Source organism: Acinetobacter pittii (assembly GCF_034064985.1).
Taxonomy (GTDB): domain Bacteria; phylum Pseudomonadota; class Gammaproteobacteria; order Pseudomonadales; family Moraxellaceae; genus Acinetobacter; species Acinetobacter pittii_H.
Window position 1 is genome coordinate 2324208 of record NZ_CP139249.1, and the last position, 25728, is coordinate 2349935.

Genomic DNA, 25728 nt, shown 5'->3' on the forward strand with positions numbered 1-25728 from the left:
CATCATTTTAATCAGTTTAAATTTTAAACGGAAAGCTATTTAAAGGAATGTATAATGCAGCAGGATAATAAAACTCAAAACGAGCTTAAAACAGGCACAATTCAACAGCGTTTTGATAAAAATATACTAACGCTCACCATAAGCAATCCCACCAAAAAGAATGCAATTAACTATGAAATGTATACGTCCCTAAGTCGAGCATTAGATCAAGCTGCAACTAATCAAGATGTTCATGTCGTTGTACTTACTGGTGAAGGTTCTTCGTTTACCAGTGGTAATGATGTCAATGCATTTGAAAAACGCGACGCATCAAGTTCAGAACCACCCGCTTCGATTGTTTTCTTAAAAAGCTTGGCAACTTTTCCAAAACCGATTATTGCTAAAGTAAATGGTGTAGCAATTGGTATTGGCAGTACTATGCTTCTACATTGTGACCTTGTGTATGCAAGCCAAGGCTCTATTTTTCAGTTTCCCTTTGTGAATTTGGGGCTTGTACCTGAAGCGGGTTCAAGTTACATCTTGCCAAGATTATTGGGCTTTGCTCGAGCTTCTGAAATTATTTTACTGGGGGAAAAATTTTCGGCAGATCAAGCAAAAAATTATGGTCTGGTAAATGAAATATTTGAAGCTGCTGAGCTGGATCAAGTAGTTGAAGATGTGGCAATTAAACTTGCTCACAAACCAAGTCAAGCCTTACAACTGAGCAAAAAGTTGCTAAGAGATATGCCAATCGATGATCTACTCAATCGTATTGATCATGAGTCGACTATTTTCTCACACTGTTTACAGGGTTCCGAGTTTAAAGAAGCATTAAGGGCTTTCAAAGAAAAACGGAAACCAAACTTTCACAACCAAACAGTCTAGATACACCTACTAAAAAGCCAGCATTGAAAATCAAAGCTGGCTTTTATAAGTAAATCAGATTGGTTTAGCTAATCTCAGTACGAATATTATTCACCATGTGTAAAAGACGCGGTGCAATATCTTCTTCGAGTTTTTCACGGTTCATAATAAAACTTGGGCCGCCACAGTTAAACACCAATAAACCATGTTGTTCATGAATGAGTGGAACCGCAACCGAATTGACATCTTTATGCCATTCGCCAATTGAAAAACAATAACCAAAATCTTGGTAGTCTTTAAACGCTTTGTCTAGATCACGGTTAATTTTGATCCAGTCTTCTTTGTGCTTACTACGGATGGCATCAAGTAAAAATTCTCTTTCATCTTCAGGCATTGCAGCTAAACAAGCACGTCCCATCGAACTTAGATGAATCGGTAAATAGGTTCCAACTTGACGACGCATGGTCATATTGCCTTTGCCTTGCACCACATCAAGATAAATCATATTTAGTCGATCACGTGTTGCCATGGCTACAGCAGCGCCAGCATAGTCTGCCAAATTTTTCATATATGGATGAGCAATAGAGCGAATCGATACGTTAGAGAGCATGGAATAACCAAATGCAAGAACACCCACTGAAAGCTGGAATTTGCTTGAGTTAGGTACTTGTTTGATATATCCCAAACGCGACAAGGTATGTGTAAGGCGAGTAATGGTTGGTTTTGGCAAACCGGTCATTTGAGCAAGTTCTTGGTTACCCAAATGTTGATGCTTAGGCGTAAAACAACGTAATAGCTCTAAACCACGTGCTAATGCAGTAATAAATTGGCGATCATTTTCATCCTGCATGTCTTCAATCGGATGTAATAATTCATGCCTTAACGGCGCTAATAATTTTTCTGTAGGTTCTGCATCAACTGCATCGTTCATTGTCATACCAATCCATATTTTGTTTCGCACTGCGAAAATTATAATCTATTTTTTCTATAAATAGCAAAAGAGCAAACATCCGAGTCTGCATCTAAAAGATAACTTCATTTAACTCATTAAAGCGAAAGATTAAATATTTTATTTTCTGATTTTAAATATAATTTTAACCTTCCGCTTTTAAGCCACTTATCCAATTACACCCTTTTCTTTGAGCTCGGCTAACTTGTCTGAAGAAACCACTCGACCTAAAACCGCCTGCGTATGTTCACCCAACAACGGAGGAGCTGTTTTGTATTCAACTGGCGTTCTCGAAAGTTTGATTGGCGAGCCAATTACCTTCAACTTTTCACGTTGAGGATGGTTCATCTCGACTAACATTTCTCGGGCGATCACTTGAGGCTCTTGAAAAGCTTGTTCCAAGTTATTAATCACACCAACGGGAACTTTAGCCGCATAGATAGCATCTACCCATTCATCTGCGGTTTTAGTTAAAAAGTGATTTGATAAAATTCCGATAATTTCATCACGATGCTTGATTCGGTCCGCATTTCGGGCAAAACGCGCATCATTTGGTAAATCGGGTAAACCAATACTTCGACAGAGTTGAATAAACTGAGTGTCATTTCCACATGCAATAATAAAATCACGATCAGAAGCTTTAAATACCTGATAAGGCACAATATTGGCATGTGCATTGCCATAACGCTTAGGGATATTACCCGATGAAAGATAATTCATTCCCTGATTTGCCATTGTGGCAATTTGAACGTCAAGCAAAGCCATATCAATGTATTGGCCTAAACCTGTGACATGGCGGTTGAGTAAAGCAGCCTGTATGGCAATCGTAGAATAGAGTCCCGTGGCTAAATCGGAAAATGCGACCCCTACTTTTTGTGGACCGCCGCCCGGCAAATCATCGCGCTCACCTGTGACCGACATGAGTCCGCCCATGCCCTGAATAATAAAGTCGTAACCGGGTTCCTCTGCTCTTGGGCCAGTTTGACCAAAGCCTGTAATTGAGCAATACACCAGTTTAGGGTTAATCGCAGATAAAGACTCATAGTGCAAACCGTACTTTTTCAAAGAACCCGCTTTGTAGTTTTCAATCACGACATCGGTGTCTTGAATGAGGGCTTTAATCAATTCTTGGCCATCAGGACTGGCAATATCGATGGCAACCGATAGTTTATTGCGGTTGGTAGACTGATAATAAGCAGCTTCTTGAGTGTCTTGGCCTGAGTCATCTTTCATCCAAGGCGGCCCCCAAGAACGGGTATCGTCACCGACTTTTGGTCGTTCAATCTTGATTACTTCTGCGCCTAAATCGGCAAGAATCTGCCCACACCAAGGCCCAGCCAATACCCGACTTAAGTCAAGTACCCGAATTCCATTTAAAGCACCCATCTTCATCCCACTATATTTTGTGACTTATTTCCTATAGGAAAACTTATCCATTTAAAATTTCGCATAGCGATATATATTTTTAATATACACAGCTCTTTTTAAAAATCAAACTTTAATTTTCCACTAAAAATAATGATTTTTTATAAGAAAATATAGCTCAAATAAATCAATAAATTAGCCAAATATAAATCAATAACAAAGTATCGCATTGCGAAATTAATTTTCAAAATATATTGTTTTGCGTTCATCGTTTGATTACTATCGCTTCAAATATTGGTGATTTTACGAACATCACATTGATGTTTTCTGCATGTAGTAAAAGGACGAGACTATGATTCGAGATCAGGAAACCTTAAATCAACTTGTTGATATGATTCGACAATTTGTTGAAGGTGTATTAATTCCTCATGAGAATGAAGTCGCTGAAACGGATGAAATTCCTCAAGATATTGTTGAGCAAATGAAAGCTCTCGGTTTATTTGGTTTAACCATTCCAGAAGAATACGAAGGTCTTGGCCTGACGATGGAAGAAGAAGTCTATGTGGCTTTTGAATTGGGTCGTACTTCTCCTGCTTTTCGTTCTCTCATTGGGACCAATAATGGCATTGGCTCAAGTGGCCTGATTATTGATGGGACCGAAGCACAAAAATCATTTTTCTTACCGCGTTTAGCTCGTGGTGAAGTGATCAGTTCTTTTTGCTTAACCGAACCAGACGCAGGTTCTGATGCTGCCTCTTTAAAAACCAGCGCTATAAAAGAGGGTGACTTTTATATTTTAAATGGTACCAAACGCTTTATTACCAATGCTCCACACGCTGGCGTATTCACAGTCATGGCACGTACAAACTCTGATATTAAAGGCGCTGGTGGTATTTCTGCGTTTATTGTCGACAGCCAAACTCAGGGTATTTCTCTTGGCAAACGCGATAAAAAAATGGGGCAAAAAGGCGCACATACCTGTGACGTCATTTTTGAAAATTGTCGTATTCCTGCCTCCGCACTCATTGGTGGTGTTGAAGGTGTTGGTTTTAAAACGGCCATGAAAGTACTCGATAAAGGCCGTTTGCATATTGCGGCTTTGAGTGTCGGTGCAGCAACACGAATGCTAGACGATTCTTTAAATTACGCCATCGAACGCAAGCAATTTGGACAACCGATTGCCGAATTTCAACTCATTCAAGCCATGCTTGCGGACTCAAAAGCTGAAATTTATGCCGCTAAATGTATGGTCTTAGACGCTGCACGCCTACGCGATGCAGGACAAAACGTTAGCACCGAAGCTTCTTGCGCAAAAATGTTTGCAACCGAAATGTGTGGCCGCGTTGCTGATCGCTGCGTACAAATTCACGGCGGTGCGGGCTATATCAGTGAATATGCCATTGAACGTTTTTATCGAGATGTTCGTCTGTTCCGTCTTTATGAAGGGACCACTCAAATTCAACAAGTGATTATTGCCCGAAACATGATTCGCGCTGCGTCTTAATCAAATTTTAAGCGCTTCAAAACGACTTGAAGTGCTTTTTATCAAATGTAGGTAATGGATTATGGCTACAAATTACAAAGAAGGTCTTTCTCGTATACAGCCTCATACGTGGAAAATAGCATTTACTTTTGCATTTTTAGCACTATTGGTAGATGGTGCAGATTTGATGCTGCTGTCTTATAGCTTAAATAGTATTAAGGCAGATTTTGGATTAAGTTCAGTACAAGCAGGTATGCTTGGCAGTTTCACATTGGCAGGTATGGCTGTTGGTGGAATTTTTGGGGGATGGGCGTGCGATAAATTTGGTCGCGTGCGCATTGTTGTTATTTCTATTTTAACTTTCTCGCTCCTCACCTGTGGCTTAGGTTTTACTCAGAGCTTTCTTCAGTTTGGTATTTTAAGATTTTTTGCATCACTGGGTTTGGGTTCACTTTATATCGCCTGTAATACCCTCATGGCCGAATATGTCCCAACCCGTTATCGCACCACAGTACTAGGCACATTACAGGCTGGCTGGACCGTCGGCTATATTGTTGCGACTTTGCTTGCAGGCTGGATTATTCCTGATCATGGCTGGCGCATGCTGTTTTATGTTGCGATTATTCCTGTTGTTATTGCTGTCCTCATGCATGTGCTTGTACCCGAACCAGAAGCATGGCAAAAATCTCGACTACAACAACCTGTTGTAGCTCAGAATGCTCAAAAAACTTCAGCATTTAAGCTTATTTTCCAAGATAAACGAAACCGCAATATGTTTATCTTATGGGCATTAACAGCGGGCTTTTTACAGTTTGGCTACTATGGCGTAAATAACTGGATGCCGTCATATCTAGAAAGTGAACTGGGTATGAAATTTAAGGAAATGACCTCTTATATGGTAGGTACATATACCGCCATGATTTTAGGTAAAGTCCTTGCAGGCATGATGGCTGATAAATTAGGTCGTCGCTTTACCTATGCCTTTGGTGCAATCGGTACTGCTATTTTCTTACCGCTAATTGTCTTTTATAACTCACCAAGCAACATTTTATATTTACTGGTCACCTTTGGTTTCCTCTACGGCATCCCTTATGGCGTAAATGCAACCTACATGACCGAAAGCTTTGCAACAGCAATCCGCGGTACAGCTATTGGCGGTGCTTATAACGTCGGTCGTTTAGGCGCTGCATTAGCCCCTGCAACGATTGGTTTCTTAGCCTCTGGCGGCTCAATTGGTTTAGGTTTTGTCGTGATGGGCGCTGCCTACCTGATTTGTGGTGTGATACCAGCCCTATTCATTAAAGAAAAATTATACGACCCTCAAAAGTCGTAAAAGATCCATCACAAAAAATCCTATAGGTCCTATGACTATAAGATTGATGGTCTAACGATCTAAACATGTGTTTTAGATGATTAGCAAGAAATAAGGAATTTACTCTTCAAAGTTATTCCTTATTTCCACATATGTAGAGTTTATTACTCTTCATTTTAATTTTTTAGGTAAGCTTAGCTCCCAAGGGAGCTAAGCTTAAAAAGATATAGACCTAAACATTTGTTTAAGGTCGTTCACCCTGCTCCAAACGGCGTTCAATATCATCGAGTACATTTGGCAGGTCAGCGACACTATCAATCACATAGTGAGCGCCCGACGCATTCATTTTTTGGTATGCCTTATCTTTTAGAACAATCTGTTCATCGGTCGATAATGCACTCCACTCTTCATAGCTTAAACCGACTTCATTACCACTAACTGCAAGTCCTACTGTCCAGCACCCTGCGTTTAAACCTTCGTCAATTCCCACCACGGTATCATCTACTTTTACAACAGTTTTGATGTCAGATACGTCGAGTTGAATTAAGTTCTTCCAAAGCATTTCAGGATATGGACGGCCATATTTCACGTCGCTTGCAGTAACAATACAGTCTGGTCGATAGCCCTGATCGGCAGCATCTTTGACCAAGCGGCCAATCATCATGGATGCATAGCCCGTGTTACTTCCAATTTTTGCACCACGCTTTTTAATATTTTCAAACGTTTCTAATGCCCCCGGAATTAAAGCAGAACATTTCGGAATAGAATTTAATTGATATGGAATAAAGTCTTTATATAAACGGTCAATATCTGCTTCAGTTGCCGCCTGACCATAGACTTCCTGCCATGCCGCTGCGACACGCGGCATTTTTAAAACTGCTGCAATATGGTCACGTTTTTCTAAACCCATTGGTGCACGTGCTTCTTCAACCGTAATTTCAACTTTATTGTCTTTAAACAAAGCCATAAAAGCTAAAATTGGTGCGCGTGAGCCAAAATCTACTGTTGTGCCAGCCCAGTCAAAAACCACAGCCTGAATTTGTGTATTGTTGGTCGTCATGATGTATTCCCTTTAATTTAATAAAAATTATGCTGTTACAGCTTGGTTTAGGTGGTTTTCGCAGTAGCTGACAATCGCAGTAAGAAGCCCTTCAATGTCATGAATATAAACTTCGCCAATATTGCCAATACGGAAGCAGTTAAGGTCAGTGACTTTGCCCGGATAAATTACATAACCTGAATTTTTCAACGTTTCGTAGAATGACTGAAAGCTAAATGTCTCGGCTGTTGGGTAAAGGAATGTGGTAATGATGGGCGATTGTGTGCACTCTTTACCGAGCACCAATTCAAAGCCCAGTTGTTGCATACCTTTAGATAAGGTTTGTTGGTTTTGTAAATAACGTTGATAACGTGCAGCAACGCCGCCTTCTGCCTCAAGCTCAAGCAATGCCTGATAAAAAGCACGTACCACATGGGTTGGCGAGGTAAAGCGCCATTTACCATTATACTGCTCCATCGTATTCCACTGGTCATACAAATCGAGACTGACCGAACGAGCTAAACCTTTACATGCTTCTAGGCAATCACGCTTTGCCAAAATAAAGCCAAAGCCCGGAACACCTTGAATACATTTATTTGCACTTGAAATTAGAAAATCAATTTCAAGCTCAGCCATATCCATGGGCACACCACCGAATGAACTCATGGCATCTACAATCCAGATTTTTCCTGCAGCTTTAACTAAACGGCCTATCTCTTGAATCGGATTTAAAATACCTGTGGTGGTTTCACAGTGCACACAAGTAACATGGCTAATAGTTTTATCTTCTAAAACACGCTCAATTTCTTGTAAATCTGGTGCTTGGGTTTCTAAATAGTTCAGTTCTACAACTTCAATATTTAAGCAACGTGCCATTTGCACCATACGTGCACCGTATGCGCCGTTATTGATAATCAAGATCTTGCCATCACGCGGAATAGCTGACCCAAGCACAGACTCCACAGCAAAACTTCCACTGCCTTGCATTAACACAGCCGTATATTTTTCAGGTTGACTGGTTGCCAAGTTGACCAGTTGATTACGAATATCTTGTACCAGCGAGTTGTATTCTTGGTCCCAAGTACACCAGTCTTTTTGCATGGCACGGCGTACTGTTGCCGATGTTGATAAGGGTCCTGGAGTAAGAAGCAAATACTTGTTCTCTAAATCCATATCGAGTTGGGGTTGCATGTTCATAATGTTACTCATTTCTTTCGCGTTCATTTCAATATACATCAATCTGGTTTAAACCAGATGACAAACTAATAAATATTTTGTTCTAATATTTCTTTCATAAACCCAGCCCCTATGGTCATGCCTTTGCCAGCAATCGCACTCACCAGAAAGATATTTTTTTCGGCTTCAGTGAAACAGGCCAACTCATGTTCATGGGTCAGGTAATAACCAATCCAGCGTTTTTGAATTGGAGGTAAAGTCAGCCCTAGTTTTTCGTGGCAGTACGTTTGAATAAACTCATTAATCTCTTCACGTTGCTCGAACTGAGGCGCTTCATTAGTCGAATGATATTCATGACTATCGCCTACGATCAGTTCGCCAAATTCATTTTGTTTAATCAGAATATGAATACCGAATTCTTTAATGAAACCCTGTTGTGATGCTTTAACCAGCTCTGCATGACTTGGGCAAATTTCAAAAGCCGGATAACGTGAAATAGATAAGCCTGAATAAAGAGAAGCATTTAAGTTTTGGTGAAACCGTTGAGTCAGGGCCATTTGCAAACCACAACGTTTCAGATTCAAGCTTTGTAAGAGATCTGGATATAAAACATCGATGACTTCACCGTGACAGATCAAAACTTTATTTGCTTGATAAGTCATACCATTTGCCAAACGAACCTGACAAATTTCATGTTGATATTGGGTTTGAACGACACAGGCATTGGTATAAATCTCTACACCTTGACTCTGTGCATATGCCAATAGTCGTTGCCCAACCGCATGCGGTTCAACCGAATAATCTTCTTCAAAAACCAAGCCGCCTTGAAACTGCCGCGCGGGGTTTAAATAAGAAAATTGGGTGACCAGCTCCTCATGCTTTAGCAAATGAACTGGAATTTGATAGTTATTTGCACGCTCGGCAAACTCATTTAAAACCTGCCATTCAAGTGCAGTGTTTGCGAGATAAACACCTTGGCGTTGAGCAAATGAAATATCGGTTTCAGTTTGAATACGCTGATAAAAAGAACGCGTTTCAAGCGCGTACTTTCGCCACTTTTGCTCTGGATGGGTTAAGGTCGATGTTCCGACCATGCCGAAATTACGGCGAGTTGCGCCCACAGGCTTGGCATTTTTCTCAAAGATACAGACTTTCAAGCCTTGTTCTTGTGCCTGTATGGCAGCGGACAAACCTAAAATACCGGCTCCGACAACAATTAAATCAAACTGTACGTGATTCATAAGACTTCCAATTTGCGAAATTTAGGATGAATAAACCCTTGCCTTGTTGAACAAAGCATTTCGTTTCAGTCGGTTAAATAAAAATTGTGTTTAGTTAAAGCTTAGTGAGAGCTTTCACACCATTGCTGACTTCTTGCCATAATTTTTCGGGTAAATAACCAGTGAATGAGTTTTACAACACATGAGGTGGTTAAAATGAGAATGCTCATGGCAACAGCAGCAACCGTGTCTCCCGCATCATCCATATTTAAAACGGCTACCGCCGCTAAACTGGTGTCTGGTGAATAGAGGAAAATGGCAGCCGACACAGTGGTCATGGCATTGACAAAAACATAGACCGACACATCACATAGCGCTGGAAAACACATGGGCAAATATACTTTCCAAAAGGTTTTCCACTTCGATGTTCCTAGAGTTTCTGCTGCCTGATCGAGCTGTAGCGGAATCTGCTTAATGGCATTGGTTAAAGTGAGGTGTGGCACAGTGTAATAATGCACAATGGTTGAAATCACCAAAATAGTCATGGTTCCATACAACACATTTAACGGATTACTCTGCTGGTTAAAAAACAAAATATAAGCAATACCCAAGACCAGCCCCGGCACAGCGAGTGGCAGTAGAACCAAAGCTTGCACATAGTTTTTAATGAGTGGATGTGCCTTAAAACGTTCGGTTAATAGTGCCACCATAAAAATCAGTGCTGTTCCAAAAACTGTACTAAAGAGTGCCATGCGAACTGAGTTGAAGTAGGCTGCCCAACCACCACCATCGACATATTCAAAACTATAATGTGCTAAGGTCAAAGACAAATCATAAGGCCAAGACTGAATAAATGATGCGAGCACAGCCGTAAAGATAATCAGTAAAATCGTAGCTGAAACCAAGCTACAAAATATGCTCAGAACGACTTCAAGTTTTTTATTCGATGCTGAAACATAAGGTTTAGCCTGAAAGGCTTGAAACCGTGCATGCCGCTTGCCTTGTATACGGTCGAAAATGAACACAAAAATTGCTGGTAGCAATAACAAGATGGAAATTACCGCACCCATACTCATGTTTTGCTGACCAATAATCTGTTTATAGACATCAAGCGCCATCATGTTAAATGAACCGCCAATGACTTTTGGAATACCAAAATCAGTCAGTACATAAATAAAAGCCACCAGACTTGCACTAATAAGCCCATAGCGAATTGCAGGTAGCGTGACGTGGTAATGTGTCTTCCAGATATTTTTACCCAGTGACAAAGACGCCTCAATTAAACGCTGATCGACACTGCGAAAAGACACCATCATCAACATCAAAATTGCAGGAAATAGCCAAAAGCAGTAACTGATTAAAATACCGATTGGGCCATAAATTTGTATGTCGCCCAGTAAAGGTTTTAATACGCCTTGCTTACCAAACAAATAAACCAATGCCAAAGAAGGCAAAAGTGACGGCGCTAAAATGGGTAAAAAAGCCACCAGTTTAAAGAAGCCTTTGCCTTTTATATTCACATTGGTGAGGGCAAAAGCATAAATACTGGCAAGAAATACTGTAATGACAGTAGCAGCACAAGCAACCCAGACCGAGTTAAATATAGAACTGAGTAAAGCTGGGCTTGCAAAATAATTATAAAAATTTTCAAGACCAACAAAACTTTGATTTTCATCAAAAAATGCGGTTTCAAATAGCATCATTAAAGGAGCAATAATCGCTAAAGTCAAAGCGATTGCGACCATAGCCAAAGCAATATTTGATCTTAATGAATATTCAGTTTTTCGACGCGGCTGTGTTTTTAAAACCGCTGAAGCAGCTTCATTTAACATAGTGCGTACCCGTGTTCGTCAAAGACATGGATGAGCTGATTAGGCACTTTTATAAACATCAGTTCTTGCAAAGATTTGAACTTTGTATTTTCAATTTCAATTTGCAAAAGGTGTTTTGCCTGCTCAATTCCATCGATATGAATAGTGCAAAACAAACGACGTTTTGCGCCTAAAAATTCAGTGCTTATTACTTTAACTGGCAAATACAACGACTCTTTATCACTACCGAAATCATCAACCAACTCGACCGCTTCCGGTCTAAAACCAATGCTGTAGTTTTGCCCAGCTTTAAGTTTTTGCTGTTCCAAATTTAAAGGAATAAAACCTAAAACATTGAGCTGATTGGGTACTGCACAAATGGCTTTTAAAAAGTTCATTGTGCCAATAAACTTTGCAACGAATTGGGTTTGTGGCTTGTAGTAAATATTGTGCGGCGTATCGATTTGCTCAATCACGCCGTGATTCATCACCACAACACGGTCAGAAATGCTTAATGCTTCTTCTTGGTCGTGCGTCACCATAATAGTAGGCAAATTAAGCTGCGATTGAATTGAGCGAATCTTTTGTCTTAGGTTCAAACGTACCTGAGCATCAAGTGCTGAAAGCGGTTCATCTAGCAATAAAATATCCGGATTCGGTGCAATTGCCCGAGCGAGCGCAACACGTTGCTGCTGCCCACCCGATAATTGGTTTGGATATTTTTTTGCAATATCAGGTAACTCAATCAGTTGTAATAACTGTTGAACTCGTTGGCTACGCTGTGCCTTATCCCATTTCTTTTTATCTAAGCCAAAAGCAATATTTTCTTCAACGTTTAAGTTTGGAAATAACGCATAGTTTTGAAACACAATGCCACAGTGACGCTTTTCAGCACTCAACAACGTAATATCAGTGCCCTTTTTTATGACTTTTCCATAATCAGGTTTTTCTAGACCCGCAATTATGCGTAGCAATGTGGTTTTACCGCATCCAGAAGGTCCCAAAAAGCTCACGAACTCGCCAGCTTTAAGGTCTAAATTAATATGTGTTAGAGCCTGAAAGTGTTGGAACTTTTTTTGAATATCCACTACTTCTAAAACCGAAGGGCCATGTTCAGGATATTTATAGGTCGTTAAGGTCGACAATAAATGCCCTGCTAACTCGGCCTTTTGGTTTTGACCTAGCAGCGATGACTGCAATGACGAAGGAATTTGCATAATAAGACCCTTATCCAAAAGATCACTTTTCAAAACGCTTTGACCATTCAGCCAAAATACGTTCACGCTGCTCGGCCGCCCAATAAAAATCATTTTTTACGAGCATTTGAGGAAGATTTTTCGGGAAGTCCATAGTGGTATTTTCAATGCCTTTATAGGCCACCATTGAAAAGTTATGGGCATAGGCTTCGTTTGCCGCTTTGCTTACCGACCAATTTATAAATTTTTGTGCGCTACTTAATTTCTTGGTTCCTTTCACAATTGCTGAGGCTTCCATTTCCCAGCCTAAACCTTCAGTTGGATAAACTACTTCTAAAGGTGCACCCTCTGCTTTTAATTTAAATGCTGGATAACCGAAAGAAACTCCAATTGGGATTTCGCCCTGTGCAGCCATCTTGCAAGGTTTTGAACCCGAATGAGGATATTGTGAAATGTTTTTATCTAAAGCTTGCATATAGTCCCATGCCTGCTTTTCACCCCAAATTTGCATCCAAGCCGTGACATCTAAATAGCCTGTGCCACTCGAAGCCGGATTCGGCATCACAATCAGGTTTTTATAAATGGGGTTGGTTAAATCTTTCCAAGTTTTTGGAATCGGTAGCTTACGTTTTTCTAATTCGACTTTATTGACACAAATTGCAGATTCCCATGCATCCATACCCGTCCAAGTCGGTACAGGTTTTTGGCTCACAAATTCCGGTTTTAAATTTTGCACACCTTCAGGTTTAAAAGGCTCGAGCATGTCTTTCTTTTCCATGACCAGTAAGCTGGTTAAAGCCACACCAAAAACCACATCCGCTTGAGGATTCTTCTGCTCTGCCAAAAGTTTAGCGGTAATCACACCTGTTGAATCTCGTACCCATTTTACTTTTAGCTCTGGATAGGCTTGATATAATTCTTCTTGGTACTGTTTAAGCTGGTCGGCTTCCACTGCCGTATAGACTGTAATTTCTTCTGATTGTTTTGATGTTGCTGATGAACATCCCATTTGAATAGCAACTACTACACCTAAAACTGATGCAGCACCGAGTTTAATTGTCTGTTGAACATACTGTTTCATCTGCAAACCATCGAATGCAATTATTTGATGATGGTATTTCAACAGCTTTATATGACAGTTTAATTAATCTGGTTTAAACCAGATTTTATTTTTATGCTCGCGCTTCGAAATGTAAATCTAAAACATCGTGTAACCAATATTCTTGGTCAACATCAGTAATTTCGCCTTCTTTATTTCTGTTGCTACGGCAAATATATAAACCCAGTGCGCCCACATTCACATGCAGTGCTTTGGCCTGCTGTTCCGATAAAGCTGTTGGATAGAGGTTAATATCGGCTCTGGTGATATGGCAGTTATATTGATTTGCCATCAGCAAAGTAATGGATTGCTTGAGATCATGAGATAAAAACTCGGGAAAAAGCTCGGCATTCACACGTAAATGCTCAACCAAAACAGGGCGACCATTAATACAACGACGTCGCCAAACTGAATAAATTGGATGCCCTTTTTCAACTTTTAAATGCTTGGCATCCCAAGAAGTAGCCTGTGTTATTTCACTCGAAATCACTTCTGTAGAAGGTTCATAGCCTTGTTCAATCACAAACTGATTAAAGTTTTTTGTAGATTGCGGATGATAAATAATACGAGGAGAGCGAACATACCAACCACGGCGGTCTAAACGATAAATCAGACCATCAGTTTCCAAAGCCAATAAAGCTTCACGTGCAGCCACTCGAGTGGTTTGGAATTGTTCAGAAAGCACTCTTTCCGATGGGAGTTTTGCGTGGGCTTCTAATACGCCAGATTCAATATCATGGGCAATTGCATCGCGGATAGGAATATATTTAGGTATGCGAGCTTGGTCCTGTTCCATACAAACTTAGAATTTATAAATAAAGAAATTAATAGCAATATACTGAAAAAATGTGACAAAAGCTTTTATTAATGCTGATCTTTTAAGCAAAATGCGTCCTATTCCCCGATTTTATCCCAATTCATTTTTTCATAAAAATGGTGGGTGTACGCCTATGATGGCTTCGCAAAACTTTCCTGAGCTCATTTGTTCATCAAGAAAAAACGGCATGGCCTAGCCATTACAGGATATTTAATTAGACACTTTTTAAGATAAAAATTCATATTTCTATACGGACTCTTACACAGGAACTGATGGTTTGCACTAAAAATCAAGATCAGCCCTCCTATATTACACCCTTATAGAATTAGAATAATATAAACAAGAAAAAGCCAAACTATTCCGAGTAATTAAAAAAACATACTCATCATCTTATATTTATAAAGTCTTAATATAAAATTATTTATTTAATAAAAACTAAAATATTAAGAAAATTCCTTAACTTCAAAACAAACATAAAATTTTTAATTGAACCAAAATCTCAAACAATAAATCGAATTAAAAAAATAATATATGACATACCAGCCTATTTATTGCACAAAACCAAGACCACACACCCAAGGTTAAATATTACCCAATTATTCACTCAACCTAATTAATATTCTATTTATAAAATTTAAATTAACTTATGAAAAACTATTAAACATGACATTAGATGCTTAAAAATTGACACGGCATAATCCATAATTTCTAAATATCCTTAATAAATAATAAATAAGTTTTTGAAAATATATTTATTTTAATTTTTTGTATTCTATTAAATAAAATTATGGATATTTATTCATCCATTTTTTTATATTTTACCAACTGATAAAAAATACAATCAAATATATTTAAAAAATAAAAAAATCTTTTGCAATAATAAAGTTAATTATTTACCAAATGTTATATTTTAAAAAATTTTATTAAAAATAGCCCTAATAAATAGATTAAAAAAATAACATTCAAAAAATATAATAATTTTTCTTCTTGTTTTTTTATGAATGTATATTTAGATTTAATTAAGATTAATTGAAATCAGATTTTTATTTTTTCAATTTATTTTAAGCAAAATTAAACTTTACTTAATAGCGACTATAATATTTTAAGGAGAAAGTATTATTGCGACAAAATCATGTGAAATTTTAAATCAATTATATTTCAGTACTTAACCATAAAAATCCACCCAGCATTAAATTATATTCAGCCAGGAAAGATTAAAAAACTCATGAAACTTAAAACAAAATTTTCTCATCTCGCTTATAGCTGTGCATTAATATTATTCGGTTCGGTGCAATTTGCTCATGCAGCTCCCTTACTTACTCCCCATGTTACAAATGAAGTAAGTCCTGCTCCTACAGCCAATGCATGGATAGAAATTGATACTCAAGCTTTTGAAGATAATATTAAAAGGACAAATCAGTTACTTAATGGCAAAACACAACTTTGTATAGTCATGAAAGCTAACGCATACGGCCATAGTATTGACCTACTTATGCCAAGTGTTATGAAGTTAAATGTATCTTGTATTGGCATTACCAGTAATGCTGAAGCGGCTATGGTGCGTAAGCATGGCTATAAAGGCAAAATTACACGTTTACGTACAGCCACAGATAGTGAAATTATTAACGCACAGGCTTTAAATATTGAAGAGCTTTTAGGTAATTATGACCAAGCTGCTCGTATGTCTAAATGGGCAGAAGCGAACAATACAACTGTTCATTACAGCTTGGCTTTAAATTCGGGTGGTATGGATCGTAATGGTCTTGAAATGTCTACGGCTCTAGGCAAAGAACAAGCTGTGGCGATCACCAAACTCCCTCATCTTAAAATTGACGGCATTATGACCCACTATGCCGTAGAAGATGAAAAATTTGTTCGTGAGCGTCTGGCGCAATTTAATGAACAAACCGCATGGTTGATTAAAAAAGCCAAACTTAATCGTAAAGAATTAACATTACATACAGCTAATTCATTTGCTACCGTAAACGTTCCTGAATCACATTTAGATATGGTTCGTGCAGGCGCAATTATATATGGGGATTTTCCTAATCACCCTGAATTTAAAGGTATGATGGCATTTAAAACACAAATTGCCGCAGTGAATAATTACCTTAAAGATTCAACTGTAGGTTATGACCAAACTTATACTTTAAAACGTGACTCTAGACTCGCAAACCTCCCTGTAGGTTATTCGGATGGTTACCGTCGTAGTTTTAGTAATAAGGCTTTTGTATTAATAAATGGACAAAAAGCACCAGTGGTAGGTCGAGTATCAATGAATACTGTGATGGTTGATGTAACCGATATTCCAGAGGCCAAAGCAGGTGATGAAGTTGTATTATTTGGTCGTCAAGGCGATGCAGAAGTTAAAACGAGTGATTTAACCAGTCTTACAGGCCATATTTTGACAGAAGCCTATATCCCGTGGAGTAACTCTAATCCACAAGTGATTAAGCCCCTTCAATCTCAACAACAAGTGATATTAACCAATAATAAAGTTACGGCAACCGCTGAATAAACTTTAGGTGAATTGATAGGTAGCCCCTGTATTTTGAATAGTATTGGGGCTACTTTATAGCCGAATCACATCTTTTAACCGATCTCATTCCATCCAGTTTTTATATAAAAAAAGGACATTTGCATGCCCTTTTTATTTTTTACTTAGTCTTTAGCTTGCGTGCTTAAAACTATCAATTTGCTTAATCTCATAAGGCAAACCGACATAGTTTTCGGCCAATGTGGTTTTACCTGCAATCGAGCCAAGCACATAACTTAACTCGGCTTGTTTAATCTTGTGATCAAACTCACTTTCAGTTTCAAAACGATGCAATAAATGAGTCATCCACCAAGAAAAGCGCTCAGCTTTCCATACACGTTGTAGGCATTTTTCTGAGTATTCATTTATACCTTGCTCGGAACCTTCGACATAATATTCAACAAGCGCACTTGATAAATAAGCAATATCGGAAGCCGCCAGATTGAGGCCTTTTGCTCCAGTCGGTGGAACAATATGCGCAGCATCGCCAGCTAAAAATAGTTTTCCAAAACGCATTGGCTCTGTCACAAAGCTGCGTAACGGCGCGATACTTTTTTCAATAGAAGGTCCTGTCACTAGCTTTTCACGGCTTTCAGGGTCTAGGCGATTTTTTAACTCATCCCAGAACTTTTCATCTGACCAATCTTCGACGTGATCTGTTAAAGGGACTTGTAAATAATAACGGCTACGTGTTTCTGAACGCATACTACATAAAGCAAATCCACGCTCTGACTGTACATAAATGAGTTCATCGGCTACAGGTGGCACATCGGCCAACACCCCTAACCAGCCAAACGGATAAACTTTTTCAAAGGTTTTAATTTTATCGTCTGGCACGCTGGCACGGCAGACACCATGGTAGCCATCACAACCAGCAATAAAGTCACACTGAATTTGAAAGGCTTTACCTTGGTACTCAAACTCAACTTTTGGTGCAGTGTAAAAATCTTTTACTTGTACATTTTGAGCTTCATAAAATGAAGTGAGCTGCTCTGCTTCACGCGCAGTCATTAAATCTTTGGTGACTTCGGTCTGACCATATACGGTCACTTGTTTGCCACCCGTGAGTGCAGCTAAATCAACTCGATGCAATTCACCATTGGTTAAGATTTCAATGCCTGAATGCGGTAATCCTTTGTCTTTTAAGTTTTGGTCAACACCTGCTTGTTTCAGTAAGTCGACCGAAACTTGCTCTAAAATTCCTGCACGAATCCGTGAAGCCACATATTCAGCACTACGCTGCTCAACAATAATATGGTCGATGCCAGCTTTATATAGAAGTTGCCCAAGCAATAACCCTGCTGGTCCAGATCCAATAATTGCAACCTGTGTCTTTAAAATTTCCATAACTTCATCCTTGTTTCATCCTGACTTTTAAATTACTGGCTTTAAGTTTTGTGCACTATGTATCCAAGACGAAAATAACCGTTTATCATTTAGTTTGTCCGAATAGCGGACAGAAACAACCAAAATAACAGGAATGAAAGGATGCCTTCTCTCGATGCTTTTTTAGAGCACCCAAACTCGCATGAGAAAATTCGTCAAGAAGACTACATTGCAGGCTTAGCAAAAGGCTTGGCTTTACTGGAAGCTTTTGGAACAGATCGCCAGCGGCTTAATGTCACTCAAGTGGCTGAACGAACCGGTATTAGCCGAACAGCAGCAAGGCGTTATCTTAAAACTTTAAAATACTTAGGCTATTTAGAAACCGATGAACATTACTTTTGGCTCACTCATCGCGTGCTGCGCTTTTCGAGTTCTTATCTAAGCTCTGCCCACCTGCCTAAAGTTGCTCAATCATTTTTAAACCTTTTGTGTGCGCAGACATCTCTGACTTTTTCAATTGTGGTGTTAGACGATAACGAAGTGGTGCCGATTGCCCGTAGTTATTTACCGCAGCAAGATAATTTACGTGTTAGCCCGTATGGGATGCACTTAGGAAACCGACTCCCTGCCCATGCCACTTCCACGGGTAAAGTATTGCTGGCAGCACTCCCTGAAGAAGCTCAGCACACATGGGTAAAAAATTATGGTTTAAAGCGCTTAACGCCATTTACCATAGTAGATGAGTCAAAGTTTTTTGAAGTGCTTAAGGGTATTTCGTTATCGGATTATTGTCTTTCCAAAGAAGAACATGAGCTTGGCGTGATTGCGATTGCGGTGCCCGTATTTAACGCCCAAGGTCAAGCCATAGCAGCGCTTAACTGCATGTCTCAAACCAACCGTGTACAAGAAGATTATTTGGTTCAGCAAATTTTGCCATTGCTGCGCAACACAGCAAATGAACTTAGAAATGTAATTTAAATAGACTTAGAAACTCTTGTCATCAGTTAGAGGTACAAGAGTTTCAACTCATAATTTTAAACAGCGAATTCTTTAACTTGCTGGCTTGCCAAATCTAAAGCGTTGCTGCGATAAGCCTGCATGTCTAAGCCTTCTGCATAGATAAATTCAACGTCATGAATGCCCATTAGCCCTAACACCGCTTTGAGATAAGGCGTGACTGCCTCAGTTTCTTGGCCGACATGAATACCACCCCGACTACTTACTACCACCGCTTTTACCCCTTTCACCAAACCTTGAGGATAAGTTTCGGTGTAGCGGAATGTTTGTCTTGCCCGTGCCACCAAGTCAAACCAGTTTTTAAGTTGAGTCGGCACATTTAAGTTGTACATGGGTGCGCCTATCACCAATAAATCGGCACTTTTTAATTCAGCAATTAATTCATCAGACAAAGCAACGATTCGTTGAATGTCTTGATTTACATTTTCAGCCCCACGAAGCGCCTGAAAAATTTCCAAATCTAATACAGGCAGGTTCATTTCAGCTAAATTGCGTATGGTAATGTCATCTTGCAAACCTTGGCCTTTACGGTGTTCAAGCATTACATCGATTAGGCGATTGGTTTGAGAACCCTCACCCATAATGCTGGATTTTAATACCAATATTTTAGCCATGACCATCTCCACGTTTTTGATGAAGCCATATTAACCCCACAATAAATTCAACAGTGGTGATATTATTTCTTATCATTGGTTCCTTTTAGGCAACAATCATGCAACATGAGTTGAGTGCAATTTCTATATTTGTGACGGTGGTTGAAGCTGGAAGTTTTGTAAAAGCTGCCGAGCAATTACATTTAACTCGCTCAGCCATAAGTAAAAATATTGCTCGGCTTGAAGAACAGCTTGGTGTAGCTCTATTTAAAAGAACAACACGTTCACTCAGCATGACTGACGAAGGAGCTTTGTTTTATGAACATAGCCGCCGAGCGTTAAGTGAAATACAAAATGCGGCAGCTTTATTAGACCAAAGGAAAATTAACGCAACAGGCCGATTAAGAATGTCTGTGCCTGTACTTTTTGGACAACTCTTTGCTACCCCGCTCATGGTTAAATTTGCTCAGCAGCATGCGGACTTACAGCTAGAAATTTCATTTAATGACCGAAATGTAGACTTGATCGAAGAAGGTTTTGATTTATGTATAAGAATCGGGGTATTGCCTGACACCACTCAGCTCGTTGCCAAACCGATTGGTGAGCATCGAATGCTACTTTGTGCCTCACCTGACTATTTAAATAAAGCAGGTCCCCTAGAACATATTGAGGACTTAGACCAGCACGCCACGATTGCCGATCCGCATTTTGGTCAAATGCAGAAATGGCGACTTCAAAAAGAAAATAGCGAGCCTTTCTTTATTAAGCCCAAAGCAAAACTTCTTTTAAATGACTTACAAGCTATTAAAAATGCAGCGCTTGCTGGAGCTGGTATCGCTTGGCTACCCGACTGGCTCATTCAAAATGAATTACAGGACGGTAAGCTGGTACAAGTGTTAGACGCCATGTCGAGCACTGCTTTTCCGATTCATTTAGTATGGCCTACACTGCCTTTTATGCCACTCAAAACCCGTCTTGCAATTGATTATTTGGCGCAGCATTTACCCCCTGAACTGAACAAATAAGCTTAAAAATAAAAAAAGCCTCGTCCACTTGAACAAGGCTTTTTTAATTATTCAAAGGCAACGTTTATTGCTCAGACTCAAACTCTTTAATTGCCTCTTTAGCAATTCGAAAGCTATCTACAGCAGCAGGCACGCCACAGTAAATTGCAACCTGCAAAAGCACTTCACGAATTTTCTCTTTAGGTACACCATTTCGAAGTGCACCTTTAACATGTAGTTTTAATTCATGCGGACGATTTAAAGCTGAGATCATTGCCAAATTAATTAAACTGCGCTCAGGCTTACTTAATTCTTCACGCCCCCAAACAGCTCCCCAGCAATATTCAGTGACTAATTCTTGAAGAGGAAGATTAAACTCATCAGCATTGTTGATTGAATTATTTACATATTCTTCACCAAGAACTTGTTTACGGATTGCTAAACCCTTTTCAAATTTTTCATTACTCATATATTCAATCCTCCAAACAAGGTGTATTTAATTTCCAGATAATCTTCAATACCGTATTTAGAACCTTCACGCCCCAAACCAGACTGTTTAATGCCACCAAAAGGCGCAACTTCATTTGAAATAAGGCCTTTATTAATTCCGACCATGCCATACTCAAGCTGTTCACTCATTCGCCAAGCACGGCCTAAATCTTTGGTATAACAATATGCGGCTAAACCAAATTCAGTTGCATTTGCCATTTCAACTGCTTGTTGCTCGGTTTCAAATTTAAATACAGCTGCTAGCGGACCAAACGTTTCTTGGGTTGCAACATCCATATCAGCGGTAACATCTGCAATTAGTGTCGGTTCAAAAAATAATTCACCCGCAGTATGCCTTTTACCACCAATCACAAGACGACCATTTTTATCTAATGCATCTTGAATATGAGCTTCAACTTTTTTCACCGCATTGGCATTAATTAATGGCCCAATGTCATGCCCAGCTTCTAATCCATTACCAATATTAAAGTTTTGGATTTTTTGGCTTATGGCAGCAATAAATTTTTCATAAATGCCCGCCTGCACTAAAAATCGATTGACGCAGACACAGGTTTGCCCTGCATTTCTAAATTTAGCAATGAGCGCTCCCTCAATTGCTGCATCTAAATCGGCATCATCAAATACAATAAACGGCGCATTGCCACCCAACTCTAAGGAAACTTTTTTTAAGGTTTTTGCTGAACGCTCAAGCAACATTTTGCCAACTGGTGTTGAACCGGTAAAAGTAAACTTGCGTACGACATCACTTTCAAAAATCGCATCACCAATATGAACTGCATCACCTGTAATCACACTAAAGATTTCAGCAGGCACGCCAGCTTGCACGGCTAAGTCCACTAAAGCCAAAGCAGTAAAAGGCGTTTCAGGCGCCGGTTTTACTATACAAGGACAACCCGCCGCCAAGGCTGGAGCAACCTTACGCGTAATCATGGCAGCGGGAAAATTCCACGGCGTAATAGCTGCAACGACGCCAATAGGCTGTTTATTTACGACAATACGAGCATCGGGATATGGACTCGGAATAATATCGCCATACACTCGTTTTGCTTCTTCAGCAAACCATTCAATAAAACTGGCAGCATATAAAATTTCACCCTTGGCTTCAGCTAAGGGCTTTCCTTGCTCACTCGTTAAAATAAAAGCTAATTCATCTGCATTTGAAATGATTAAATCGAACCATTTTTTTAAAATAATTGATCGATCTTTTGCTGTTTTATTTTTCCATAGCGGCCAAGCTTCTTTGGCAGCTTCAATGGCACGCTCGGCTTCAGCTTTGCCCATATTTGGGACAGTACCAATAATCTCTAATGTCGCCGGATTTAAAATTTCGGATGTTTGTTGATGGTCTGCATCGCACCACTTTCCAGCAACAAAGGCTTGCTGACGAAATAAAGCGAGTTCATTAAGCTGCATGATCATTATCCTATTGAGATCTTCTGCATTGATAGTGGAGCGATACATAAATTAAATAGCTCACCATCAACCTTGTATTATGGCATACCAAAAATTAATTTAAAAAAATTTTCGGTATGACCGAATGTTTAAATGTCTTTAGAAATAATAAAACAGCGTTAAGTTAAGCAACTTATTCCACTGGTTATCATCCCCTTGTGCCAATGAATCTTGAGTCCCACCAATGAATGGGTCATTTTTACTCATGATGTATTCAGCCACCAAAGATAGCTGTTTATGGTCAATAGACACACCAATAATATTACGAATCGAATCTTTCATATTGTCCTGATCTTTGTCGTACTGACTGTACATAAAGTACGGTGTAATGTTCCCGATCTGCTTAACATTTTTGAAAGAATAACCAACGTCTGCGGTATAGAATGTTCCTTTGTTCGCGACATAATATTCACTGTCGTAAGAGCCCATGATCGACTGATTAGGATTAAGCTGGTCCTGATTAGTTACATCATTTTTACCGCCAGTAAGGGTCACATTAAAATTGCCATAATTAGCTTTACCAAAAAGTGCCCATGCATGACGACGCCCATCACTCGAAGCAGCTTTATTTTCAATATCGGATGTCCAATAGGAACCACCGAGCTGTGTGGTTAAACCATTAACTCCAAGATTTATATCTTGAGTCACTCGGCCTACCCACATGTTCTTTTCTTGCAAATCGGTTTTGTTGGGATCATCTGAACTGACATAATTTGCAGTGTAGCGACCTGAATGTTGGGTAGAGCCTGTGTAGCTTCCACCATCTACCGCAAAATACCCCACATCAAACTTAGTTGCTGTCGGCAATTCAAAGTGATAATTCAAACCAAGATTGTGAACATCTTCCAAACCTGCGGTTGTGCTCATACTTCCATATAGGCTATTGCCCCAAAAACGTCCCGGTCCAAATGGAATCGGCTGAACACCTGCCACCACTTGATCTGTTTTATTTAATTTGTACCCTATATAACCATCAACTAACGTAGAAAAATCACATAGACGATCATATTGATAGCACCGATATTCCGCATGACCAAATAACGGTCCACGCTCGTAGTCCAGTTTTAACTGCGCAGCATCAAAACGAATTTTTTGATCAGAAGCAGTTTCGCCATAGTGTTTATCTTGATAGTTAGCGCGAACATAACCTGATACGGTGAGCTTGCCGTATTCACCATCGCTATTTCCAAAACTTACACCTGCATAACTTGGATAGATTACAGCCATCAATGCTGTGCTTAGAGCCGCTTGTAAGTAGCTTTTTTTCATTGTGGGATTCCTTTCACTACAATGCTTATTGAGGTAATTTTGCGTTTAATGCAGGCGCAGAACATTTAATCTTTCCTAGATTAAAGATGTAATACACCACCAGACTCACCACCAATCCAATCACCCATGAAATATCCGCATCGGGAATTACATCGGCCAATGCACCTGTGAAGAAGGCATTTTTTAAGAACGGAATTTGTACCGCGATCCCAATGAAATAAGCCGTAAGCGCTTTTGCATTAAATTTGCCGTAAATACCACCATCACGTGCAAAGATCGATTGAATGTCATAAGACTTTTTATTCACGACATAGAAATCTAATAAATTAATAGACACCCACGGCACCAAAATAAATAACAAGGCAAAAATCACATTCAAGAAGAAACTAATAAAGTTACTTGATGCCCAAAGCGCCGTTAAAGTCGCTAGAACTAATACAATGATTGATAACACGACTCGGATATTTCGGCTTGGCATCCACTGCCCTGCAAAAGTCTGAATAGAGGTAATACAAGAAAGAACCGCACCGTAGAGGTTCATGGCATTATGACCAATGATATTGCATAAGAACAAAATCATAAGAACATAACCGAATAGCCCAGTACCCGACTTTACCGCTTCCATGGCATCTGTGGTTGAGCCAATGCTGACCGCAATCGTACCAAATGCCATTGCAAAAATAGTTCCTAACGATGCGCCTAAATAGGTAAAGATAAATGGCTTATAAATACCAATCGACTTCGGTAAATATCGTGAATAGTCTGAGGTATAAGGCGAGAAACTAATTTGCCATACCGCACACAAACCAAACATGGCAAACCAGCCTTTCATATTGAAAGAGCCTTTGGCTAGTACATCTGCATTAATATGCGGCACCATAATCATGAGGCCAATGAGCAATGAACCACCCATAAACCAAGTTCCAATTTTATTAAACTTATGAATAAAGTGATAACCGATCACGCCTATTGTGGTTGCTGCAATTGCGCCAATGACAGTCGCGGTCGGCACTGGAATGGCAGGAACAACAGTATGCAGGGTTTTCCCTGACAAAATAATGTTAGAGATGAAAAAACCTAAATAAATGAGGGTCGTAAACAGTACAACCAGCAATGCTCCATAACGTCCGAACTGTGCGCGGCTCTGAATCATTTGAGGAATGCCGACCTGCGGACCTTGTGCAGAGGTTAAGGCTAGAATCGCTGCACCAAAAAAATGTCCGCAGCAGATCGCAAACAATGCACTTACAATATTGAGGTTAAAGGTTAAAATTGACATTGCACCCGTAATCACGGCAAGCGGTGCAATATTGGTACAAAACCATAATGTGAATAGATCGCGAACTTTTCCATTACGTTCAGAGGGAGCAACATAATCAATGGAATGACTTTCGATAGCGAAAGCATTATTGCTATTTTCGTTTTGGCTCATATCCTTAATCTCTCTTTGAGGAATTCATTTCCTCAACATCAAAAAATCTACCCAGCCAAAGTCATTTCAATATGACTCGGCTTCATCTTTTTATTTCCTTTTACAAACAGCTCATTTCTCTGTTTGTGTTGTTTTAGCCAAGAAAAAGGTAAAGCCAGTCCAATCAATACTTGATTAAGCATCGATACATCTAGTTTTACGTTTTCAACTATTTAAAGCTTTAGGCGATTATTGGGTTTGACTGATTCATTTTTTCATCCTTGAAATTAAAATCCCGTT

At 39.4% G+C, this 25728-nt stretch carries 22 protein-coding genes; 6 read left to right on the forward strand and 16 right to left on the reverse strand.

The genetic code is table 11. The annotated features are described in order from the left end of the window. Positions 1–54 precede the first annotated feature (54 nt). Positions 55–864 carry an enoyl-CoA hydratase gene (gene pecI / locus SOI76_RS11075; protein WP_104080570.1) on the forward strand — a complete coding sequence of 270 codons (810 nt, stop codon included), beginning with the start codon at positions 55–57 and terminating at the stop codon, positions 862–864. A gap of 64 nt (positions 865–928) precedes the next feature. Here pecI and pcaR read toward each other — a convergent pair whose 3' ends face one another. Beyond that, positions 929–1774, reverse strand: coding sequence for an IclR family transcriptional regulator (gene pcaR, locus SOI76_RS11080; RefSeq protein ID WP_013198245.1), 846 nt, complete (start codon positions 1772–1774; stop codon positions 929–931). A gap of 186 nt (positions 1775–1960) precedes the next feature. After that, positions 1961–3178: a CaiB/BaiF CoA transferase family protein gene (gene caiB, locus SOI76_RS11085; RefSeq protein WP_104080571.1), complete on the reverse strand. Its 1218-nt coding sequence runs from the start codon at positions 3176–3178 to the stop codon at positions 1961–1963. A 331-nt stretch (positions 3179–3509) separates the two neighbouring features. Here caiB and SOI76_RS11090 point away from each other — a divergent pair, with 331 nt between their 5' ends. Then, positions 3510–4661 (forward strand): acyl-CoA dehydrogenase family protein, encoded by a 1152-nt coding sequence (locus SOI76_RS11090; protein ID WP_104080572.1) that lies wholly within the window; start codon positions 3510–3512, stop codon positions 4659–4661. 61 nt (positions 4662–4722) lie between these two features. After that, positions 4723–5973 (forward strand): MFS transporter, encoded by a 1251-nt coding sequence (gene mucK, locus SOI76_RS11095; protein ID WP_104080573.1) that lies wholly within the window; start codon positions 4723–4725, stop codon positions 5971–5973. A gap of 223 nt (positions 5974–6196) precedes the next feature. On the opposite strand, the gene phnX is transcribed toward mucK, so the two are convergent. The 7 genes from phnX to yvoA form a co-directional block, all read right to left on the reverse strand. Beyond that, positions 6197–7012, reverse strand: coding sequence for a phosphonoacetaldehyde hydrolase (gene phnX / locus SOI76_RS11100; protein ID WP_104080574.1), 816 nt, complete (start codon positions 7010–7012; stop codon positions 6197–6199). A gap of 27 nt (positions 7013–7039) precedes the next feature. Beyond that, positions 7040–8227, reverse strand: a complete 1188-nt coding sequence (gene phnW / locus SOI76_RS11105; RefSeq protein ID WP_104080575.1) for a 2-aminoethylphosphonate--pyruvate transaminase — start codon at positions 8225–8227, stop codon at positions 7040–7042. A gap of 26 nt (positions 8228–8253) precedes the next feature. Next, positions 8254–9408, reverse strand: coding sequence for a TIGR03364 family FAD-dependent oxidoreductase (gene msoX, locus SOI76_RS11110; RefSeq protein ID WP_104080576.1), 1155 nt, complete (start codon positions 9406–9408; stop codon positions 8254–8256). A 101-nt stretch (positions 9409–9509) separates the two neighbouring features. Beyond that, on the reverse strand, positions 9510–11219 hold the full coding sequence (gene fbpB / locus SOI76_RS11115; RefSeq protein ID WP_104080577.1) for a putative 2-aminoethylphosphonate ABC transporter permease subunit: 1710 nt from the start codon (positions 11217–11219) through the stop codon (positions 9510–9512). Next, the gene (locus tag SOI76_RS11120; protein WP_104080578.1) at positions 11213–12415 is read right to left on the reverse strand and encodes an ABC transporter ATP-binding protein; all 1203 of its coding nucleotides are present in this window, start codon (positions 12413–12415) and stop codon (positions 11213–11215) included. The genes fbpB and SOI76_RS11120 overlap by 7 nt, the downstream gene beginning before the upstream one ends. 22 nt (positions 12416–12437) lie before the next feature. Beyond that, a complete protein-coding gene (locus tag SOI76_RS11125) occupies positions 12438–13475 on the reverse strand; it encodes a putative 2-aminoethylphosphonate ABC transporter substrate-binding protein (RefSeq protein WP_104080579.1) in 1038 nt (345 codons plus the stop codon). A gap of 91 nt (positions 13476–13566) precedes the next feature. Beyond that, a complete protein-coding gene (gene yvoA / locus SOI76_RS11130) occupies positions 13567–14289 on the reverse strand; it encodes a UTRA domain-containing protein (protein WP_104080580.1) in 723 nt (240 codons plus the stop codon). Between the two features lie 1246 nt (positions 14290–15535). Between yvoA and alr the strand changes: the two genes are divergently transcribed. Next, the gene (alr, locus tag SOI76_RS11135; protein ID WP_104080581.1) at positions 15536–16828 is read left to right on the forward strand and encodes an alanine racemase; all 1293 of its coding nucleotides are present in this window, start codon (positions 15536–15538) and stop codon (positions 16826–16828) included. Between the two features lie 150 nt (positions 16829–16978). On the opposite strand, the gene pobA is transcribed toward alr, so the two are convergent. Continuing rightward, entirely contained in the window at positions 16979–18193 is a 1215-nt protein-coding gene (gene pobA, locus SOI76_RS11140) for a 4-hydroxybenzoate 3-monooxygenase (RefSeq protein ID WP_104080582.1), read from the reverse strand. Between the two features lie 141 nt (positions 18194–18334). Between pobA and pobR the strand changes: the two genes are divergently transcribed. Further along, complete coding sequence (gene pobR, locus SOI76_RS11145; protein WP_017385546.1) at positions 18335–19150, forward strand: IclR family transcriptional regulator PobR; 816 nt, start codon at positions 18335–18337, stop codon at positions 19148–19150. Positions 19151–19206: 56 nt separating this feature from the next. On the opposite strand, the gene SOI76_RS11150 is transcribed toward pobR, so the two are convergent. Next, positions 19207–19803 (reverse strand): NAD(P)H-dependent oxidoreductase, encoded by a 597-nt coding sequence (locus SOI76_RS11150; RefSeq protein ID WP_104080583.1) that lies wholly within the window; start codon positions 19801–19803, stop codon positions 19207–19209. Between the two features lie 98 nt (positions 19804–19901). Here SOI76_RS11150 and SOI76_RS11155 point away from each other — a divergent pair, with 98 nt between their 5' ends. After that, positions 19902–20807 carry a LysR family transcriptional regulator gene (locus SOI76_RS11155; RefSeq protein ID WP_104080584.1) on the forward strand — a complete coding sequence of 302 codons (906 nt, stop codon included), beginning with the start codon at positions 19902–19904 and terminating at the stop codon, positions 20805–20807. Between the two features lie 64 nt (positions 20808–20871). Here SOI76_RS11155 and SOI76_RS11160 read toward each other — a convergent pair whose 3' ends face one another. The 5 genes from SOI76_RS11160 to SOI76_RS11180 all read right to left on the reverse strand — a co-directional run bounded on the left by SOI76_RS11160 (position 20872) and on the right by SOI76_RS11180 (position 25631). Then, complete coding sequence (locus SOI76_RS11160) at positions 20872–21255, reverse strand: carboxymuconolactone decarboxylase family protein (protein ID WP_000064100.1); 384 nt, start codon at positions 21253–21255, stop codon at positions 20872–20874. Next, complete coding sequence (locus SOI76_RS11165; protein ID WP_104080585.1) at positions 21252–22709, reverse strand: NAD-dependent succinate-semialdehyde dehydrogenase; 1458 nt, start codon at positions 22707–22709, stop codon at positions 21252–21254. Before SOI76_RS11165 ends, SOI76_RS11160 begins: the two co-directional genes overlap by 4 nt. Positions 22710–22847: 138 nt before the next feature. Continuing rightward, entirely contained in the window at positions 22848–24017 is a 1170-nt protein-coding gene (locus SOI76_RS11170) for a hypothetical protein (protein WP_104080586.1), read from the reverse strand. 25 nt (positions 24018–24042) lie between these two features. Further along, positions 24043–25449, reverse strand: a complete 1407-nt coding sequence (locus SOI76_RS11175; protein WP_104080587.1) for a purine-cytosine permease family protein — start codon at positions 25447–25449, stop codon at positions 24043–24045. Positions 25450–25496: 47 nt separating this feature from the next. After that, positions 25497–25631, reverse strand: a complete 135-nt coding sequence (locus SOI76_RS11180) for a hypothetical protein (RefSeq protein ID WP_014206414.1) — start codon at positions 25629–25631, stop codon at positions 25497–25499. Between the last annotated feature and the right edge of the window lie 97 nt (positions 25632–25728).